Origin of the sequence: Coprococcus comes ATCC 27758, assembly GCF_025149785.1 — a bacterium.
Lineage (GTDB): Bacteria > Bacillota > Clostridia > Lachnospirales > Lachnospiraceae > Allocoprococcus > Allocoprococcus comes.
Genome location: NZ_CP102277.1, coordinates 689,403 through 709,860, shown reverse-complemented (window position 1 = coordinate 709,860; position 20,458 = coordinate 689,403). Strand labels below are relative to the sequence as shown.

At 41.5% G+C, this 20,458-nt stretch carries 18 protein-coding genes; 2 read left to right on the top strand and 16 right to left on the bottom strand.

Going from position 1 to position 20,458, the window contains the following annotated elements:
- Nucleotides 1-18: 18 nt before the first annotated feature.
- From NQ556_RS03755 to NQ556_RS03730, 6 genes are all read right to left on the bottom strand, one after another.
- Nucleotides 19-1,239, bottom strand: coding sequence for a DUF401 family protein (locus NQ556_RS03755; protein WP_204575827.1), 1,221 nt, complete (start codon nucleotides 1,237-1,239; stop codon nucleotides 19-21).
- A gap of 4 nt (nucleotides 1,240-1,243) precedes the next feature.
- Complete coding sequence (locus NQ556_RS03750; protein WP_008373005.1) at nucleotides 1,244-1,918, bottom strand: ABC transporter ATP-binding protein; 675 nt, start codon at nucleotides 1,916-1,918, stop codon at nucleotides 1,244-1,246.
- The gene (locus NQ556_RS03745) at nucleotides 1,915-3,129 is read right to left on the bottom strand and encodes an ABC transporter permease (protein ID WP_204575825.1); all 1,215 of its coding nucleotides are present in this window, start codon (nucleotides 3,127-3,129) and stop codon (nucleotides 1,915-1,917) included. The genes NQ556_RS03750 and NQ556_RS03745 overlap by 4 nt, the downstream gene beginning before the upstream one ends.
- A gap of 162 nt (nucleotides 3,130-3,291) precedes the next feature.
- Nucleotides 3,292-4,392: an ABC transporter substrate-binding protein gene (locus NQ556_RS03740; RefSeq protein ID WP_204575823.1), complete on the bottom strand. Its 1,101-nt coding sequence runs from the start codon at nucleotides 4,390-4,392 to the stop codon at nucleotides 3,292-3,294.
- A 66-nt stretch (nucleotides 4,393-4,458) separates the two neighbouring features.
- The gene (locus NQ556_RS03735; protein ID WP_204575821.1) at nucleotides 4,459-5,247 is read right to left on the bottom strand and encodes an ABC transporter ATP-binding protein; all 789 of its coding nucleotides are present in this window, start codon (nucleotides 5,245-5,247) and stop codon (nucleotides 4,459-4,461) included.
- A gap of 1 nt (nucleotide 5,248) precedes the next feature.
- On the bottom strand, nucleotides 5,249-6,265 hold the full coding sequence (locus NQ556_RS03730; protein WP_204575819.1) for an ABC transporter permease: 1,017 nt from the start codon (nucleotides 6,263-6,265) through the stop codon (nucleotides 5,249-5,251).
- Between the two features lie 207 nt (nucleotides 6,266-6,472).
- Between NQ556_RS03730 and NQ556_RS03725 the strand changes: the two genes are divergently transcribed.
- Nucleotides 6,473-6,892: a DUF4418 family protein gene (locus NQ556_RS03725; RefSeq protein ID WP_008372993.1), complete on the top strand. Its 420-nt coding sequence runs from the start codon at nucleotides 6,473-6,475 to the stop codon at nucleotides 6,890-6,892.
- A gap of 171 nt (nucleotides 6,893-7,063) precedes the next feature.
- Here the strand turns inward: NQ556_RS03725 and NQ556_RS03720 are convergent, their stop codons facing one another.
- From NQ556_RS03720 to NQ556_RS03675, 10 genes are all read right to left on the bottom strand, one after another.
- Nucleotides 7,064-7,831, bottom strand: coding sequence for a pseudouridine-5'-phosphate glycosidase (locus NQ556_RS03720; RefSeq protein WP_008372991.1), 768 nt, complete (start codon nucleotides 7,829-7,831; stop codon nucleotides 7,064-7,066).
- A 264-nt stretch (nucleotides 7,832-8,095) separates the two neighbouring features.
- The gene (locus NQ556_RS03715) at nucleotides 8,096-9,562 is read right to left on the bottom strand and encodes a zinc ribbon domain-containing protein (RefSeq protein ID WP_204575817.1); all 1,467 of its coding nucleotides are present in this window, start codon (nucleotides 9,560-9,562) and stop codon (nucleotides 8,096-8,098) included.
- 103 nt (nucleotides 9,563-9,665) lie between these two features.
- Nucleotides 9,666-11,198 carry a sigma-70 family RNA polymerase sigma factor gene (locus tag NQ556_RS03710; protein ID WP_204575815.1) on the bottom strand — a complete coding sequence of 511 codons (1,533 nt, stop codon included), beginning with the start codon at nucleotides 11,196-11,198 and terminating at the stop codon, nucleotides 9,666-9,668.
- Between the two features lie 171 nt (nucleotides 11,199-11,369).
- Nucleotides 11,370-11,858 carry a zinc ribbon domain-containing protein gene (locus NQ556_RS03705; RefSeq protein WP_204575813.1) on the bottom strand — a complete coding sequence of 163 codons (489 nt, stop codon included), beginning with the start codon at nucleotides 11,856-11,858 and terminating at the stop codon, nucleotides 11,370-11,372.
- Between the two features lie 98 nt (nucleotides 11,859-11,956).
- Nucleotides 11,957-12,931 carry an alpha/beta fold hydrolase gene (locus NQ556_RS03700; RefSeq protein ID WP_008372981.1) on the bottom strand — a complete coding sequence of 325 codons (975 nt, stop codon included), beginning with the start codon at nucleotides 12,929-12,931 and terminating at the stop codon, nucleotides 11,957-11,959.
- Nucleotides 12,932-13,166: 235 nt separating this feature from the next.
- Nucleotides 13,167-14,123, bottom strand: a complete 957-nt coding sequence (locus tag NQ556_RS03695; RefSeq protein WP_055156385.1) for a carbohydrate kinase family protein — start codon at nucleotides 14,121-14,123, stop codon at nucleotides 13,167-13,169.
- An 18-nt stretch (nucleotides 14,124-14,141) separates the two neighbouring features.
- Nucleotides 14,142-15,608 carry a glycoside hydrolase family 32 protein gene (locus tag NQ556_RS03690; RefSeq protein ID WP_008372974.1) on the bottom strand — a complete coding sequence of 489 codons (1,467 nt, stop codon included), beginning with the start codon at nucleotides 15,606-15,608 and terminating at the stop codon, nucleotides 14,142-14,144.
- Nucleotides 15,609-15,621: 13 nt separating this feature from the next.
- Nucleotides 15,622-17,241 carry a type 2 periplasmic-binding domain-containing protein gene (locus NQ556_RS03685; protein ID WP_147574850.1) on the bottom strand — a complete coding sequence of 540 codons (1,620 nt, stop codon included), beginning with the start codon at nucleotides 17,239-17,241 and terminating at the stop codon, nucleotides 15,622-15,624.
- An 83-nt stretch (nucleotides 17,242-17,324) separates the two neighbouring features.
- Entirely contained in the window at nucleotides 17,325-18,221 is an 897-nt protein-coding gene (locus NQ556_RS03680) for a carbohydrate ABC transporter permease (protein ID WP_008372970.1), read from the bottom strand.
- Nucleotides 18,222-18,233: 12 nt separating this feature from the next.
- Entirely contained in the window at nucleotides 18,234-19,172 is a 939-nt protein-coding gene (locus NQ556_RS03675) for an ABC transporter permease (protein ID WP_008372969.1), read from the bottom strand.
- A 213-nt stretch (nucleotides 19,173-19,385) separates the two neighbouring features.
- Between NQ556_RS03675 and NQ556_RS03670 the strand changes: the two genes are divergently transcribed.
- Nucleotides 19,386-20,411: a LacI family DNA-binding transcriptional regulator gene (locus NQ556_RS03670; protein WP_008372967.1), complete on the top strand. Its 1,026-nt coding sequence runs from the start codon at nucleotides 19,386-19,388 to the stop codon at nucleotides 20,409-20,411.
- Nucleotides 20,412-20,458: the final 47 nt, after the last annotated feature.

Here is a 20,458-nt window from a genome sequence, read left to right as displayed (position 1 = left end):
AAAAATATAGCATATTTTCTATATTCCAAATCCACTCAGCAATACATAATACCCTGTCAGGATCACTACAAACACCACAATAACCGGGATTGTCTTCTTCATCAACTGTCCCCAGGACACCTGGAAATATTCCGTAATGATCGCAAGGCAGATGTGTGTCGGCGAAATCTGCATTGCCGCATAAGAAAGTGCCATCAGGTACACCAGAAGTCCGGCTCCTGCATGCGGTATGCTTGCAAATGCCAGCGGAATCAATAGCACAATCATAGAATTGGCTCCACTGATGATCGTTCCAAGAAACATAATGATTCCAAATGCCGCAAACTGTGGAATTGCAGATCCGGCAAACAAATCCGGAAGTTTTCCGATTGCCCCTGTATAGGTAAGAATGTTCTTGAACATCATCAGAATGATCGTATTGAAGATGATTCTCCACTCTACCGATGTCTTTGCAAAATCCAGCACTTCCTTCAGACTTAACCGATATACAATAATCGAAAGCACAATAATAAACGGCAGTACCTTGATCACAGAAAGATTCAGTGCGATCACAAGCACAATACAAAGCACCAGTGGCCAAAAACAGTACAGAAGCTGTTTGAATTCTTCTTTTTTGTCAATCGTTTCATCCTCACCTACTTCATATCCTTTCGACAGCTTCCTCAAATAAAATACATATCCCAGTACCAGAAGCACCACAACCATCGGCGCCATAAAAAGTACAAATTGCCCGGTTGATACCGCTGTAATGGAAAGCGCCAACAGAATTGCATTATAAGTCGGCGAAAAGCTTTCTGAAATATGGCGGTAGTAACTGGTCACAAACGTCTTTTCTTCCACATCCAGATCTTTTCCTGTCGCCTTATCTACGATCGCCCCACAGATATTGACAGCTCCTGCAGACGGAAGGAACCCAATGATCACCGGCGCAATTACACACACCATACGCCTGTCTCCGCTAAGTCTCTGCAGTGCCACCTCCGCTCTTTCCAGAAGTTTCCGGTTCTCCATGATCCGCTGCAAAAAGGTTACAAGAATAAAGCTTCCGACCACCAGCAGCGTATCCTTTTCATAAACCGACTGTACCATCAGTTTTGCTGCATCCCCAAGCGGAATTCCAAACAGGATCACAGTCAGCAAAATGGCAGCGATCATCGCATCACGTAGCTTTAATTTTGCCAGAACCATCACCATAATGACAACAAAAATCACTGCCAGCTTTATAAATTCGGTCTGCATCTCTTTACTCCAATTCTCTTTTTTCTAATTTTCCTTTTTTCATCCACAGACACCGGTTGGCATAATTTACAAACTCCCTGTCATGGGTACTGACCAGAATCGTTGTCCCCTCCTTTGCCATCTTCTGAAAATATTTCATAATGATCTCTGAATTTTCCATATCCAGACTGCTGGTGGGTTCGTCTGCAACCACCAGTTTCGGATTCTGCGCAAACGTTCTTGCAATCGACACACGCCTTTGCTCTCCGCCGGACAGATTTGCCGGATATTCGGAAAGCATATTCTGAATCCCAAGAAGCTCCGTCAGATACGTGATCCTTTCTTTATCCGGCTTCCGGTTTTTCCCCAGCGAAAGCGGCAGCAGGATATTTTCCATGACCGTCAGATTCTGGAGAAGATTCTGTCCCTGCATGATATAACCAAGATCGCCTCCCCGCAGAACCGATAACTGTCTGTCATTCATTTTTTCAATCTCATGATCCAGCACTGTGATCTTTCCTTCTGTCGGTTTCAGGATCCCGGTCAGCATATGGAAGAGGGTGGATTTTCCGCTTCCAGACTGCCCCATGATCGCAACCAGTTCTTTTTCTTCCACTTCCAGGTTCACGTGGTCTACTGCGTAAAACTGATTCTTTCCACGTACAAATTCCCGACTCAGATTTTCTGTCTTTACAATCATGATTCCACCTCCTGGATCAGTTTATATGGTTCCATACGATTCGCTCTGACTGCCGCATATAAGGTGGCAAGAAGGCTGACACCAACAGCAAGCCCCAGGCTCTGTAATGCAAGAATCACATACTGGGAAACATTCACATTCAGATACGGCATATTCATGCTTTCCATGATCACGTCTTTAAATAACAGGATTCCTCCTCCGGAGAGCACCACTCCAAGAAATCCTCCAAGCACACCGATCATTCCTGCTTCCAGAAGAAGCATCTGGAAAATCTGGCTTTTTCGTGCACCAATAGAAAGTAGTACCCCAAACTCCTTCAAACGTTCATTCACAGTAATGTTAAAAATACAGATCAGTGCCAGGACTGCCATTAAAAACAACAGTCCGATCAGAAGCGCGCTGTAAGACTGCATCTGTTCCAGTGTATCTGAAACTTTTCCGGACATTGCTTTTGCCGTATAAGCTTTCAGCCCGGAATCTCTCATCTTTGTGTTGATCGTATTCGCCACTTCTTTCGGATCTGCTCCGTCTTTCGTCCGAATCGTCAGAAGGGAAACATATTTCTGCGGTTCTGTAAGATCTGTCACATACTTGATCTGAAAACTGTCAAATAATGTATATGCCGTCTCAAAATTCATGAATGCGCAGTTATCATAACTGGTTCCTGTTTCTTCGAGTTTTCCTGCAACCTCATATTCCTGTCCAAAGAAAGAAATTTTATCTCCCGCTTTTGCCGTAATCTTGCTTCCAACAACAGTCTGACCCTTTTTCAATTCGCTCACATTACTTCCGGACATCCACGGCTGTACAATAAAATCACTTTCCGGTTCAAAAGCAACAATTTGTACCGGAACTGAACAACATGCCGCATCTAGTGATGCAATGTAGAGCTGTGGAGAAATTTTGTCAATTCCATCCGTCTTTTGCACCTGATCCATCAAAGACTTTTCAAAATAGAAACTGCACAACCCTCCCGAAAATAGAGAATCGCTTAAATCTGATTCATATTCTCCCGGTGCTACGATCACGTCCGCCCCAATCCGATCTACTGTCTTATCAATACAAGTTTTCATACTTTCTGTCAATACTCTGCTGGTAAACAGCGCTGCTGATAAAATCAGCACCAGTGCTGCCAGAAACATCGTCCTGACTCTTCGATGCCGCAGATTTCTGACTGCAAGTCCAGGTACAGTCAACGTTTTCTGTTCCATTTTTCTTTCCTTCCTTTTTTACATTTTATCTGGAAAAACCCCGTAATTTTCCAATTATAAGAAAGAATGTGCCTTGGCACTTTCCTAATATACAAGACAAAAGAGGAGCTTCCACTCATCACAGAGTTCAAAGCTCCTCACCTCATTCATTTATGCGTCTGATTATTTTGTGCTTACTTTTTCAGCAAGTGGCTGCCATGCTGTCTCTACGACTTTATCTACAGTCCAGTCAGAGCTGATGATTCCTGCATCAATGTAGTCCTTTGCAACAGCTTCAATTGTTTTCTTTGTATCAGCATTGGATACTGCCCAGTTCTGCTGGTCAAGCATGTATTTTGTAAGCTCGATGTCACCAGATACCATACCCTCATCAAGCATGATCTGTGCAGCTTCGTCTTTGTTTTCTGCAATGTACATATATGCATCCATTACACATTTTGTAAGTACCTGAGAGATTACCGGATTTTCTTTTACGAATTTTCCGCTCATAGCCATTACGCAGCATGTTTCATCTTTGAAATCATCATCCCATGTGATAGAACGAAGAACTTTTAATGTTCCGTCATCTACGAATTTCTTTGCAAAACGGTCACTCAGAAGGCAAGCTTTGATATCACCTGACTGAAGAGACTGGATTGCTGCACTTGATTCAACCTGTACACATGTTGCTGCATCCTGTTTCAGTCCGTCTGCAAGGAAGAAACGGATGATCATGTTATGTGAAGATCCACCGATCGGGCTGTCCATACCAATAGTTGTTCCTTCCAGATCTTTTGTTGATTCGATTCCTGAATCAGCAAGTACATATAAAGATTTGCATCCTGTCTGCGCACTTCCTGTAAATACAATGTCCATTCCATTTGTGATTGGAACTAACATATGTGCAATATGATGTGCTCCAAACTGTGCTTTTCCGGTTCCAAGTGCTTCTGTGATTTCAGTACCAGCTGCGATCTGAACATCTAATCCCCAATTATCATAGTATCCAAGTGCTTTTGCCATGCTAGGTCCTGATGTACAGTCACCACCATCATATTCTGCTGTGATGGTTGTTCCCCATGCCGGTTCTTTTTTCATTGCTTCTTTAATTTCATCATCTGACATTTTTGTGATATCAGTCACTTCTTCCTCTGTAGAAGCTTCCTGTTTTTTGGAATCACTTGTGTCTTCCTTCTTTTCTGATGAGCTTGATGAACCGCCACATGCAACCAGTGATACGGTCATTGCGCATGCAAGTAACGTTGCAAACAATCTTTTTTTCATAATTCTTTTCTCCTCTTCGTGTTTTTACTTTGTTGCTTTTATATTTATCTTTCAATAAATATCCATTTAATGATCTGTATGATGCTTCAGATCGAGCATCTTCAGGATCCTGTTCCGATATGCCTGGAACTCTTCGCTGTCTCTCTGCTTTGGTTCAGCCAGTTCAATCGGTATATCTGCCTTTACACGTCCCGGTCTTGGTTCCATAACCAGAACTCTTGTTCCCATATAGATTGCTTCTTCCACATCATGTGTAACCATGACGACCGTCTGTTTCTGCTCTCTCCAGATGTTCAGGATCTCATCCTGCATATTCATTCTGGTAAATGCATCCAGCGCGCCAAGAGGCTCGTCCAAAAGCAGAATATCCGGATGATTGATCAGCGATCTTACCAGCGCCACTCTCTGCGCCATACCTCCGGAGAGCTGATGTGGATAATCTTTCCGGAAATCTTCAAGTCCTACCATTTTCAGCATATGCTCTACCAGTTCTTTATCCTGCTTTTTCTGCATACGCAAGCTGAAGGACACATTCTTCTCTACCGTAAGCCATGGAAACAATGTTGCTTTCTGGAATACCATTCCACGATCCGGTCCGGCTCCATCAATCGGTTTTCCACCAAGTCTGATCTCACCGGTAGTCGGTCTGATCAGTCCTGCGATCAATCGTAAAATCGTTGATTTTCCACATCCACTTGTTCCAACAATACTGACAAACTCACCTGGCTGGATCGTCAGATTCACCTCTGCCAGCGCATGTGTGATCTCATTACTGTCTGTCTTTGCAAAACTCTTTGTTACTTTGTCAAACTCCAGGACACGCCCGTGTCCCTGCTTCTCATCCACTGATGCCATCTTATTTCACAACTCCTTCCTGCCAGCGAAGCACTATTCTCTTGATCACATTCAGTATAAAGGTAACTGCTGTGAAAATAAGACAAATTAAAACGATAGCTGCATACATCTTAGAATAGATCGCCCATGATTTCTGCCACTGGATATACCATCCAAGACCTGCCTCTGCTCCCATCATCTCAGCAACCAGAAGTGCTGTACAGGCAGAACTCATTCCCTGTGTCATACCCTGAAGAATGTTTGGCATTGCATGTGGGATTGCCACCCGGAATACCAGCTGGTGCCCTTTGGCACCTAATGTTCTGGCCGCCTCCAGATATGCCTTGTCTACATTCTGGATACCGGTTGACGATGCGATCGTAAGTGCAAACCATACACCAAGAGCGATGATAAATACACTTCCTTTAAACAGTGAGGATACCAGAACCATGATGATCGGGATCCATGTTGTGGAAGGGATCGGTCCAAGCATCTTAATGATCGGTGAAACCCAGTAGTTAATCCTTTTGCTGTATCCACAGGCAACACCTGTGATCAGTCCAAGGATCGCTCCAATAAAATATCCTGTGAATAATAATCGCAGTGAGTACAATGTACTTTTCAATAATAGTGCCCGGTCATCAATGATCGCACACAGAACCGTATTCACACATGGAAAGAACGGCTGTTTTAAAATAGCTGTCTTAACCGTCAGAAAATCATACAGCATAATTACCAGTATGATCACAGAGTAAAGCGGTGCTTTATGACGTACTTTTGCAAAATAGCTTTTATTCATTAATCCTCTCACTACCATGATCAGATATAATGCCAAAAAAAAGCAGACAACGATGGTAAACACATGCGGATTAAAATTCTGAACGGCATCCGGCATCAGATAATATACTAAAAACATAATTATCGCTGCAAAATACGGACAAAAACAAATTACCACATCCAACATATGTTGCATCTTCGTCTTCGGAGCACTTTCCATTTCTAGCAACTCTTCTCTCGTAAGCTGTCTTTCATTCTCCATTTTTCATTTGACTCCTTTGTAAAATTTTACCATTTCCTTTTAATGCTTTTTAATTATATTAGCATTTTGCACAAATGTAAAATTGTTATTTTTTATATGCAATTTTATTTATTACAATTTTCTATAGTTTTTATCTGGTAAAAATGAACTTATTAACTATAAGTGTGTTATACTAAATACAATAAATTTTTAAAGGAGATATGAATTATGAATTCACAAAAATTATCCGGAGCAATTTCCTGTCTTGCAGCAATTCTTATTCTTGCAGCAGATAAGATCTTTGCCCCGGTATGCAAAGGAACCATGGAACTTGCAAACGGAGGAGAATGCATGATGCGGTGTCATTATTATGGAATTGCACTGTTTTTTTTCGCTCTGCTCCTGCTTGCAGAATCCGTTCTTCTTTTCTTCGGAACACACGATTTTAAATTACCGGTTGTTATCATTATCACTGCTGTTCTGATCCTGCTTCTTAGCAATACTTCAATTGGCATTGGTATTTGTGCCAAGGCAGGTATGATGTGCCACAAGACTGCTCTTTGGGGAAGAATTGGTGCTGTTCTGGCAATCATCGGTGCAGGAATCAGTCTCTTTGTACATAAATCACAGATGCCACAGGCGAATTAGGATTCACGCAACAACATTTCAAACAGAATGTCTGATTACCTTTCCTGTAATCTATAATCAGGAGTCAAAACTTTCTTTGTATGCAAAGAAGCCGGAGTCTGACCGATAACACAACTGCCTATATTCAGGCTTTTCTGTTATCAGCCAGATCCCAGCTTCTTTTTTCGCTCTTTAAAGTGCTTCTGCCACTTTCATATTTGCAATCAGTCCCCGCAGCTGGATCAATGAAGAATATCCATCGGTACAGTCATCAATCTTTCCGTTTGCCGCAGGATGGAAATAGCGTCCTTCCTTCTCCGCTCTCTTTCCCTCGGCAATTGCTTCTCTCAAGATCTCCCTGTCTTCTATCCGTCTTTCTTCCGGGATTTCATTGATGATGAGCATTGGTGGCTTTACCGTTTCTGCACTGTTTTCTGCCTTTCCCTGCAGTTCAACTTTTTCTCCACAAAATACATAGCCGGTACAGTAATTTCTTTCTGTTCCGATCACCTTCACTCCGTGCGATATCAGCCAATCGATCGTTGCTTTCCGGTCCAGCATATCTTTTGGCCCAGCCGAGATCAGGATCACCGGAATCTGCTGAAGAGCCGGAAGATCCGGGCAGAGTTCTTCTCCTTTGATGTCCCCGATTCCACCCATTCCACAGGTAATTGCAACCGGAATTCCCATTTTCACACATACTGCCATTGTCCCGGAAGCGGTAAGTGCGCCTGATTGCTTTTCCGATAATGCCTTTTCCAGCAGATCACAGTCAATTCTTGGATAAGCAGCTGCCCGGCTTCTGAATTCAAGGAACTCATCGATATCCCCGATCCTGATTTCCCCATGATCAATCCAGGTGATCTTTTTTCCCGGATCCTGCCATTCTTTTTTTATTGTTTCATTTGATACCGATTTTAATCCATGTGTCAATAATGCTGATTCTACTAAATATTCCATCTGTTGTTATTCCACCTTTCTCCTTCTGGATATCAATCTCGTACTTTTCCTCATCATATCATACTTTTCCGACTCAAACTAAAAAACCGGATAAAAATTTGCATTTCTACCCGGTTCCTGTATTATTTCAACAATTGCATCAGCTCTTCAAAAAAGCTTTTTGAGGTTTCTTCTGAAATCGTATAATCTGACGTTATCTCTTTAATGATCTTTTTCAGCCATTCGTCCCATTTCATAGTCCACCTTCTTTTCCGCCAAAGGCTTCTATTTTGTATTGTCTACCGCATCCTCCACCAAAGAGTAATCGGCATTATCGCCCACAACATCTGCGTACAGATCATCCAGTGTCGGGTATCCATAATATTTCCATACCATGCTGGAAATACCGTCTGTCTTCGCATCAGTCTTGATCTTAAAGAAATTGCCAGGTGTTCCATAGTCAGACAGATCAATATCTGTATTTCCTTCCCCGTCTGCAAGAATTGTTCCATAATGCATATACCAGTAAACATCATTCACCTTGTCATAAGATCCATCATCATTACTGTACTGATCCCGTACCTTTACATGATAAATAAGATACAGTTCATTTCCATTGCCCACAACAGGCTCCAGCAGATAATCTCCCATATAAGTAAGGCTTTCCAGAGATTCGGAATCTACCCAGCTGCTCTCCACATGATCATTGTATTCCTGTTCCGCCCGGTCCTTCATTTGCTGCATTGTATCATCATCGATGTCACTGGCTGATGTGACATAATACCACAGTCCTTTTACGGTATATTCTTTTTCCCATTTTTCCGGCAGCTTTCCCAGATTGGAGGCATAGCTGTCTGCCATAGATTTATCCAGATATACTTTAATCTTGTCTCCGTTTGCCAATGTTCCATTTGATGCATCTGTCTGAAAATCGGCAGATGTAAGATCAGATCCTGTATAATCAAATGAAACTGCTCCTCCCGGACTTATTCCGTTAAATGATACCTCCAGGTCTTTGAATGCATCAAATGTCTTAACCTCTTCCAGCCCTTTTACTTTATAGGTTTTATTTTTATATTTCAGGTTGCACTTCACATATTTTGCATAATCTTTATTGACATTCCATCTGTATTTGACTTTATCTTTGTTGGAAAGATCGCTGTCTGAATTCATTTCCACACTGACATAGGACTGCAGTACCGCTACCGGAGATACGGAATCGACACTGTCACCAAACTGTTCTTTAAATTCTTTTGTAAATTTCAGTCTGGAATCATATTTTTTCTGGATCTTCTGCCAGTCGATCTGCGGATATACATTTCCATATCCGTTATATCCTGTTGTTTCAAAGGTGACATACTTGTTCAGATCGATTGTTCTTCTTGCACGCGATATCAAAAGCCCTGCTGCGATCACTACAACGACAACCGCACATGCCAGACCGATCAGGAACTTGTTCAGTCCTCTTGATTTCTTATGTGTGAGTGATTTTGTTTCTGCTGTACTTGTTACCGTCTCTTCTGTATTCTGAGCGATCTCTTCTTTCTGCTCTTCTGCATTCCGAGCAGCCTCTTCTTTCTGCTCTTCTGCATTCTGAACAGCCTCTTCTTTCTGCTCTTCTGCATTCTGAACAGCCTCTTCTTTCTGTTCTGCTACATTTTTAGCAGGTTCTTCCTGTTCCAGTGGTTTTCCGCATGTTGCACAGAATCTTGAACCATCTGGATTCTCAGTTCCACAATTTTTGCACCTCATATCTCTTTTACATCCTTTCTGTATGCTATATTTTTCTCGTTTATATTATTAAGACGAGTCAAAATCCGGTTTGGTTTTAAAAAAAGAAAAAATTTTTATTTTTTTAATAATGACTGATCTGGTTGATGATCTCATGGTATGAAACAGCTTCATTGCCCAGTGCTTCCGGCTTTCTGTTTCCAAATAATTTCTTTAATTTCTTTTCATATTTCTTTTTTGTGACTTCTTTTCCATCCCATTTATACCGGAAAACATAGTCTCCGTTTTCATCATACTCCGGATTCGTATTATCTTCCATTCCATATTCGCCATCACCGATCTGTACCCATTTCCCATCTTTGATTTCAAAAACGCGGTCATAAAAAACACCCATATTTCCGTCATTGTTGTCCAGTACATTACTGCCCGGAATATACCACATCCCGATCCTATAGACTTCTTCTTCCTGGATTCCATCCGGTGTACAGGTCGCTACGGTCGCACCATCCGCCATGCAGGATCCAACCCGCACAATCTCGGGTACATCATCTCCATTCATGTCAAAGAGTTCAAACCTTGTGTCATCACTCCACTTTCCAACCCAGTCTTTGTAAGCCGCCTGCCATTCTTCTTTTGTAACCTTCTGCTCTTTTGCCTGATGGATATTATACCCTGCGACAGCACCTCCTCCGATCACTGCCGCTCCTACAACTCCGGCAACAGCCTTTGTACCGATGATTTTCCCTGCCGCTTTTCCTGCCGCACTCTTTACGATCTTTCTGCCTGCTGCCTGCCCGTTCTTTACCGGATCTGTCTTCCTGATTCCACTTTTACCCGAACCGGTATTTCCGCTTGTGAGTGCACTTCCGCTTTTTACAATGCCGGCACCCTGTTTCACCAGTTCTTTCCCAAATGAACCAGGCACCGATATCGTCTGCTCGCCCTCTCTGAGCATCCAGAGTATAAACGGAAGCGGCGCTACGCTGTATAATTTTGTTCCTTTTCTTTCCAGTTCTTCTACATCATTTCTGATCTTTTTCCGGGCATAATTCAGTCTGCTCTTTACTGTTCCGGTCGAACATCCAAGTGCATCTGCAATGTCTGAAACCGACAATTCCTCATAATAATACATCAGCACACACAGCTTCTGATCTTCTGGCAGACCGTCCAGAATTTCTTTCATCAATCGCTTTGTCTCTGCATAATCCACGGACTCTTCCGGTGAAAATGTCAGATTCTCATCTGCAATTGTATCTTCAAATTCCCGGTCATCATCCCCTGTCGGTATATCAGAAAATAACTGCGGCTTCTTCTTTTTCAGCCAGTCTTTACATTTGTTTGCCACAATGCAGTTGAACCAGCTTTTCAACCGCTTTGGATCCTCAATCTGCTTCAGATTACGGAATGCAGAAATATAGGCATCCTGCATGATATCCATTGCATCCTGCTCATTTTTCACCATCTGAAGTGCGATTGCAAACCCTTGCACATAAGTCAGATTGTAAATTTTCTCCAGAACGTTCTCTTCTCCGGCGGCAGCTTTTTCTATCATCTCTTTCAGATCATTTTTTTCTTGATAATTGACATTCTTCGCTCCACAGTTTCCGCAGAACTTCTGATCACTCCTGATTTCTTTCCCACATCTGGTGCAATACATGTTTTCTGTCCTCCAACGCATCAACCGGTCGTTCCTGTGTAAGCACAAATCTGTAACCGGCTCATCATATACATAAAAGACCGGATAGAATAACTCCTATCCGGCTTTTTGCATATACTCTTTCATTTTTTCACATTCTGACCTGCGTTTCATCATTCGATGCTTTGCCTTCTAGTTTTCCTCAGTTGTCTTATCGTCTTCTATCTTTGTTCCACAGTTTGTACAGAATACAGCGCCCTCTTCCAGTGGCTTTCCACAGGTCTTGCACACTTTCACTTCTGCCTTTTCCTCCGGTTGTTCTGCCGGTACTTCCAGTGCTGCTCCACAGTAAATACAGAATTTACTTCCAGGGTTCACTTTCTTTCCACACTGCGGGCAGATCTCTTCTGTCGATAATTTTTCAATCATCTCTTTGTTGACCGCGATCTCATCCTGCAGGGATTTGATCTGTACGGCAAGCTCCGGCATCTTTTCCATGCATTCGTCCCTGTAATTGGCATAATATGTACTGCCTATCTGATAAATGACTTTTTCAATTTCTTTTTCTTTCGTCTTATTTAAATTTGTCAGGCGGAAAATCTCTGTCGTATCCTTTGCCTTCTGTGATAAATCCTGACCGGTTTCTGCCAGGCTGCTTTTCAGATTATCAAAAAATCCCATTTGTCTCATTCCTTTCTGTAAATTTTATCTTACCACTTTTCTTGCATTTATCAATAAGCAATTTGTATAATTTACAGCCTCTTTACAATCTTTAAAAATCATGATTCAAAAAAATCAAACACTTTCTTCCAATATTCTTCCGCAATCGTATTTTCCGCATTGAATATCTCATGTTTGGACTCTGGGAACTTCACAAGCTCGGCACTTTCCGGTCTGTTCTTGTTTAGTTTTCGCACAAAACGTTCCTGCGCTGCATTCGACACCAGATTATCCTTGCCTGCCGAAAAGAGCATGACAGGTGCTTCGATCTTCTTCCATCCGGTCTTTTCCAGATACCGGTTCAGACGCATTGCATTTCCGAGCCATCCATAAGACGGTGCGTTCAGATGATAATGGGCTTCCTTCGTCCTTTTTTCTTCATAATACTCAAATCTCGGACGGGAAAGGGAGCAGCTCTCTTCAAATTTTCCTGGCTCCTTGTATGGCTTCTGACCGACTACATATTTTTTGTTCCTTCCCACCTTGCAGGATGTCTTTGCGATCGCCTTTGCCACATGCCACGGCACCCCTCCGGTCAGTGGGCGGATCATCGGTGACGACAGAATTACCTTCTCAAACATTTCCGGTACTCTTGCCGCAACTGCTGCCGCAATTCCGCCTCCCATAGAATGTCCGTACAGATAAATCTTCATCCCCGGATTCTCCTCTTTTGCCTTCTTGGTTACAAAGATAAAGTCCTCTACATAACGTTCAAAGCTGTCCAGATGCACCAGGGATTCATCTTCTGTCAGACGATAGCTGAAGCCATGTCCGCAGTGCTCCGGAAGATATACGCTAAAACCTTCTTTTGCAAAATAATAGGCGATCTCCTTATATTTTTCCGCGTTTTCAATAAATCCATGTGACAACATCACAACCGCATGTGGGTTCTCCGGAACATAATGCATACAGTGGATCTTCTGCCCTGCATGTCTTTCCAGATAGAATTCCGTTCCGATAGATACAAGATACGGTTCTACGATGGTCTGCATTTCTTCTTTGTAGTTACTTTCCTGTAAAATAGGTGTCTGCATGTGTGATAACCTCCCCGATAGATTTTGGTTCGTACTTTTTATTTTCTGATATGATTATAGCAGAGAGGGGAACTCTCTGCTATAGGATTTCTGTATACAGTTCTTTAAAGTTGTTTAAAATTATAAAGTTGCGCTTTTTCCACTTACATAATTCAGCAATCGCATTAAATCTGTAATCGTTACGTTTCCATTTTTTTGGGACTATTCTTTTTTCACAGCCCCTTTCTCTCCACATTTAGTGATGTCCTGCAATCAATGCCTCAATTTCTTCCGGTCGTGGCATCACCCGCAATGCTCCCTTACGTGTTGTGATAATTGATGCGGCAGCATTTGCATAAGTCAGCATTTCCTTTAAATTTTTCTCAGTCAGATTTTCTAGTCCATGTTTACATATGTAATGCAAAACACATGCACAAAATGTATCTCCGGCACCAGTTGTTTCTATTGTATTTTCGTTTATAAAAGGTGCTTTTTCAACCATCCTGTCCTGATAATAAGCTCTACTGCCTTCTTTTCCCATAGATACCAGGATAAGCGGGATATCATATTTCTCCCTAATCCATTTTACAGCCTCTGTATAGTCATTTTTTCCTGTCAGCCACTGAATTTCATTATCTGAAATTTTCAGGATATGACACTGTCCCAGACCATACAATACCTGCTCTCTTGCCTCATCCATTGAATTCCACAGTGGCTCACGTATATTAGGATCAAATGAAATGATCGCACCAGCCTGTTTTGCAATTGCAACTGCTTTTTTTGTCGCTCTGCGTACTTTCTCATGTGTCATAGACAGGGTTCCAAAATGAAAAATCCGTGTCTCAAGAATTAATTCCTCTGGAATTTCCTCTTCTGTCAGCATCATATCCGCTCCCGGATCTCGATAAAAAGAGAAATCTCTGTCTCCATCCGGATAAGTATGAACCAATGCCAATGTCGTATGTACTTTATCATCTTTTCTCAGACCGGTCACATTGATTCCAATTTCTTTAATTGCATCTTCCAATTGCTTTCCAAAAAAATCATTTCCTACTTTTCCAATAAAAGCCGTTTTGTGTCCCAACTTCGTTAACATTGCCAGAACATTGCATGGTGCCCCTCCCGGATTTGCCTCAAACAATGGGTTTCCCTGGCTACTAATACCATTTTCTGTAAAGTCAATCAGCAATTCCCCTAAAGCTACTACGTCCATTTCTTATTCTCCTGCTTTTTACATTATAATATCATGCTTTTCAACACTCATTGTCATTTTCTTATCGCTGAAAAAATAAATATCTTTCGCATTCAGAGGCGTACAGATTGCAGTGGTCGCCGTCTGCTGTCCATCATTGATAAAAAGTTCGATCGAATGATAATCCAGGATAAAACGCATCTTTTTAAGCCCTGCCGGATCCTCAATTCTGAATTTTCGTACACATACCACATCTTTTGTAACACCGCAGTATGTACGGTCGATTTCCAGAAGTCTGGTTTCCTTATTATAGGTATAACTCGTTTCATACTCACTATCTGCTGCCAGTTTGATAGAAAAGATTGTATTTTCTCCATCTTCCAGTGTCACCGTAAGATCAATTGTGCGTCCCTCTACTCCTGCAAGCACTGTCTCGCCTTCGATTTCTGTGTGTTCATAGCAACATGGATTCTGATAATAATTTTCCAGTTCTTTCACCGGATTCTGCCAGATACGGTTTTCTTTTATCTCCAATTCTCTCGGAAATGTCATCATTCCCTGCCAGTCCTGCGAATTCGGTATCACACAGGCATCCCATGATTTCATCCATGCGATCATGATCCGTCTGCCATCCGGAAGTTCTGTTGTCTGTGGAGCATAGAAATCCATACCATAATCAAGTGTATGCGGCTGTTCTTTGCTGAATCTGCATCTGTTTGCATCGTAGTCTCCCAAAAAATACACCGAATTATGTCCATTGTGAAACTCATATTTCCGCGCCTTCATATCCTGTGGCGAACAGATCAGCACATGTTTGTCTTTTAAAGCAAAGAAATCCGGGCATTCCCACATCGTTCCTATATCACCATTTTCATTTGATGCCAGAATTGTCTCAAATTTCCAGTCTGTCAGATTTTTGCTCGAACAAAGCACAACTTGCCCAACCTGATTATCATTCTTATTTCCAACGATCAGATAATAGGTATCGTTTTCTTTCCAGATCTTCGGGTCACGGAAATCAATCCGGCTGCATCCTTCCGGAAGCATCTCACCTGTCACAACCGGATTCTTTTCATACTTTACGTAATCTTTTCCATCACCAAATGCAATACACTGATTCTGCCGTTCCTGCTCACTTCCATCTGCCTGCTTTACTCTGGTAACTCCGGTATATACAAGTACATGCTTTCCATCTGCTTCGATCGCACTTCCGGAAAAACATCCTGCCTTATCATATTCCTGATCCGGTGCAATCGCTGCCGGAAGCTGCTCCCAGCGGACCATATCATCAGTCACACTATGTCCCCAATGCATTGGTCCCCACTCTCTCTGATATGGATTGTACTGATAGAACAAATGTATTTTCCCATCATATACGGAAAAACCATTCGGATCATTGATCCATCCGGTCGGTGCCGTAACATGGAACAGTGGTTTGGTCGTTTTCTTTACATACACTTGTTTTTCTGTCTCATAATTTCTTGCTTTTTCTAACATCTCACTCATGCATTTTCTCCTACTACTTATTCTCTTCTGAAAGCGATTTCTGGTACTGGTCGAAATATTTCTGTTTAATAGCCAGATAATCGGAAAGTCCGTACTTTTCCATTTTATCAAGGTAAGAATCCCACTCTTTTTCGATTCCACCATTTAAGATCCAGTCGGCTTTCTTCTGCTCTGCATATTTTTTGATGTCGGTATCATACTGTGACACTTTATTGGTATCTTCGATACTCATGAATACATTTGGATATACATATTTGCTGTTCATATCTTTCAGATATGTTTCATGCATATTGTCCAGACGCCATTTTGCATCCTCCGGCTGTGTCACATATACACCATAATACTCATTGAGTACCGCAAGCGGTCCATTAACCGACTGTGCTTCACGGACTTCTACCGGTGACTGCTCTCCAAGATCAAGATGTTTCAACATCTTTTCTCCGTTTTCATTCGTAGACATCTCAAAAATATTGAAAGAATCTTTCTCTCCATAGCTTCCCCAGTTGTTCTGCGGTGACTGCAGCGGTGCATACATCTGATCGATCCAGGCAGCTGCAAGTGCTGTGTCTTTGCAGCTGGTCGTCAATACACATCGTCCCCGGTCAAATCCACTGGTCTCACTGTTATTCTGTCTCGTAATATTTGTCACTCCGGTCGGCCCCGTCAGTGCCGGAAGCATTACATAATCCGTATTATTATCAATATTGGCAATGTCCCAGGTAAAACAGAGACCATATCTGTGATTTTTTCCTTTTGCCACGTAGGTAGACCATTCCTGTGTAAATGCTTCCGGATCCACCAGATCCTCTGTTACCAGTTTATGCAGCCACTCAATGCCTTCTTTATAGCCCTCCTGAACGGTTGTATAGATAACCTCTCCATCATCCGTTACAGAAAAATGATCTCCTGTGTCTCCATATCCTTCCCCAAATCCATTGATCAGGATTGCCGGATCCTGATCTCCATTATTGATAATAAATGACATCGGAATCACATCACCATCAATCTGGAATTCTTTCTTCAGATCATCTGCATGGTCACGGAATGCGATCAGTACCTGTTCCAGTTCATCTGTTGTAGTTGGTACTTCCAATCCCAGATAATCAAGCCATTTCTTATTGATATATGGAATATCTCCAATCGCCTGAATTGCTTCCTTTCCAGCTCCAAGCTGCTCGATCCACGGGAATGAATAAATGTGACCATCCGGTGCGGTACACATCGTACGGTACTCCGGATATTTTTCAAATACAGCCTGCAGATTCGGCATATATTTATCGATCAGATTTTCAAGCGGGATAATGATTCCCTGCTTTGCATAACGAAGCAGATCATAATCACTCATTCCTGCATTAAACAGCCCATCCGGAAGATTTCCGAACTGAGCCAGCGCAAGGTTCTTCTTATCCGAGAACTGATCCGCCACAAAACAAGTCCAATCGATATGTACGTTTGTCTCTTTTTCAAGTCTCTTAAAAATGATACGCTCATTCGGATTCTGCGTTGATGTTGCAGGAGCATTTGTAATGAATGATAATTCAGCTTTTTCTTTCAGTGGAAACTGAACCTCTGATACCGGAGTATCCGGATTGGTTTCCGCCTTCATCTGCTCTTCTTTTCCACATCCTGCCATCCCAATTATAATCGAAAATGTCAAACCTAATGCCAACACTCTTTTTCTATTTTTTTCCACATATCTGCATATTTCCTTTCTGACTATCCCTTCACAGAACCAACCATAATTCCTTTATCGAAGTATTTCTGGAAGAATGGATACATTACCAGCAATGGTAAACTTGACACAACGATAGTTGCATATTTCAGCTGTTCTGCTACTTTTGCCATCTCTGCTGTACTCTGGATATCTGCGATCATTCCCGGCTGAGGTGTATTCTGAACGAGGATCGATCTGAGAACCAGCTGCAGTGGCTGCAGGTTTGCATCATTTAAATATATCATCGCATCAAAGTAGCTGTTCCACATTCCAACAAATGACCACAGTGCCAGTACTGCGATAATCGGTTTGCATACCGGAAGCATAACCTTGAAAAAATGTTGGATTTCCGTTGCTCCGTCAATTGCGGATGCTTCACGCAGTTCTTTCGGAATAGACTGGTAATAGGTTCTTGCAAGAATCATATTCCAGACATTAAATGCACCAGGGATTAAAATTGCCCAAATCGTATTTACCATGTGCAGCTGATTGATCAAAATAAAAGTCGGAATCATTCCGCCACCAAAAAACATTGTGATCAGAAAGATTATATTAAAGAATTTTCTTCCTACAAATTCCTTTTTTGACATCGGATACGCTGCAAGTAAAGTTACAAAGACGGAGATCGCGGTAAATGCAATTGAATACAAAAAAGAATTCAAAAAGCCCCGCCAGATCATATCATTTTCCAGCACACGCCGGTATGCATCTAACGTCCAGTCTTTTATATGAAAACTTAATCCCTGGTTATTTAATACGGTCGGATCCATAAAGGATGCCAGAACTACATAGATCAGCGGAATTAAAATTGAAAGAACAAATACCCCAAGGAACACATATGCAATTCCCAAAATGATCTGATCTGTTCGTGAATATTTGATTTTCTTTGTTCCATTCATTTCACGTTCCTCCTATAATCCTTCACCATCATTCAGCTTCTTTACTACCCAGTTTACAAAAATAAGTAAAATCACATTAATTACAGAGTTGAACAGTCCAACTGCTGTCGAATATCCATAATCTCCGTTTAATAGTCCGATCCGGTATACATAAGTCGATAATATTTCAGATGCCGGTAAGTTCATATCTGTCTGCAGCGCATATGCTTTTTCAAAACCAATACTCATAATATTTCCTGCCTGTAAGATAAACTGGATCACAATAATGTCTTTGATCGCCGGAAGTTCTACATACCAGATCTGCTGCAGCAGATTTGCTCCATCCATACGTGCTGCTTCTTCCAGTTCTTTGCTCGCATTCGATAGTGCTGCAGTATACATGATCGAAGCCCACCCGGCTCCCTGCCAGATTCCACTTGCAATATAGATTGTTCGAAATGCAGCAGGCATCGTCATCCAGTTCGTGCTGATTCCCAAAAGTTTATTCATAGGTCCAACCGGTGACAAAAACATACGGACCATTCCGCAAAGTACAATAACAGACACAAAGTTTGGAGCATAGATCAAAAGCTGGATCTTCTTTTTGATCCCCTGTTTGCGGATCTGGTTAAGTAAAAGAGCCAAGATGATCGGAACCGGAAATCCCCAAAGTAATCCATAAATGCTCAGTTTCAATGTATTAAGCAGGTAATTCATAAAATCCGGTGAAGATAAAAACCGCTTAAAATACTCAAGTCCTACCCATGTACTTCCAAATACGCCCTTGATAACGTTATAATCTTCAAACGCAATCAGCAGTCCCCCCATTGGAAGATACTTAAATATAATGGTTAATATAAGTGCCGGCATCAGGAAAAACACATATAACTGCCAATTTTTCTTTACATAAGCCAGCTTACTTGCCATCGTTCGTTTTCCCATTGCCCTGGTTTGTTTCTGCATCCTTTTCATGCAACTATTCCTCCATTCCCTTTGTCCTTCTCGCTGTATAACCGGTAAAGTAACCGGTTACTTTATAACTGAATAGTACCATATAATAATCTCTCTGTCAATGCTTTTGTTCGCAAAAGTTACCGGTTACATAACTGGTTATTTTATAGTTGCCTTTTCGACTTTTAGTTGCTATACTATGAATAAGAATTTTTAAAGGAGTCTATTGATCTTATGGCCAAGAAACAAGTTACATTTGCTGACATTGCCGAATATACCAATTTTTCAAAAACAACAATTTCCAGATATTTTAATCACCCTGATTCTCTGACACTTGAGAATCAGGAAAAAATATCACAGGCACTTGATGCTTTGGGATATAAAAAGAATAAACTGGCAAAAGTTTTAGCAAATGGAAAAAGTGAATTTGTCGGTATTATTGTACCAAATCTCTATCTGCACTATTATTCTGAGATGCTTACGCAGTTACTTTCCAGTTATTCAGACTATCATTATAAGTTTCTTGTTTTTGTCAGCGATCGTGGTCCGGAAGAAGAAGAACAGTATATTGATGAACTTATGGCATATCAGATTGAAGGACTTATTGTATTGAGTCATACACTTTCTTCTGAGAAGCTGGCATCTTATCAAATACCAGTCATTGCCATCGAAAGAGAAGCTAAGTATATCTGTAGTGTAACAACCGACAACTATATGGGTGCACTACAGGCAACAAATCTCCTGATCCGCGATAAATGTGATATCCTGGTTCATATCAATGTCAATGTTCCCGATTTTGTACCGGCATATAAACGAATTCTAGCATTTAAAGAAACCTGTCAGGAACATAACGTTCCTTATGAACTGAATCTGAATGTAGCCGGAGATTCTTATCAGGATATCTTTGCACAAATGCATCGTATTTTTACGGACATCGACGAAAAATATGCTGATAAAAAGAAAGGTATCTTTCTTGCAAATGATACCTATGCCAATATGTTTCTTAATCTTATTTTTCAAAAATATGGTTATTTCCCTGACACATACGAATTGGTAGGGTTTGACAATTCTCCGATTGCAAGTGAAGCTATCCTTCCAATCACAACCGTTGGACAGCAAATCGATCTGATTGCCAAAACCTCCATGGAACTGCTTGTACAGCAAATGGAAGAACGTAAAAAGCGAAAACCTGTACCACTTGCCAAACCCATTCATAAACAAATTACCCCTGTACTTATTCGTAGAAAAACAACAAGTTAATACGGCATTACTCCCATTTCTTAACGATTCGAAAAAAGTGCATGCAG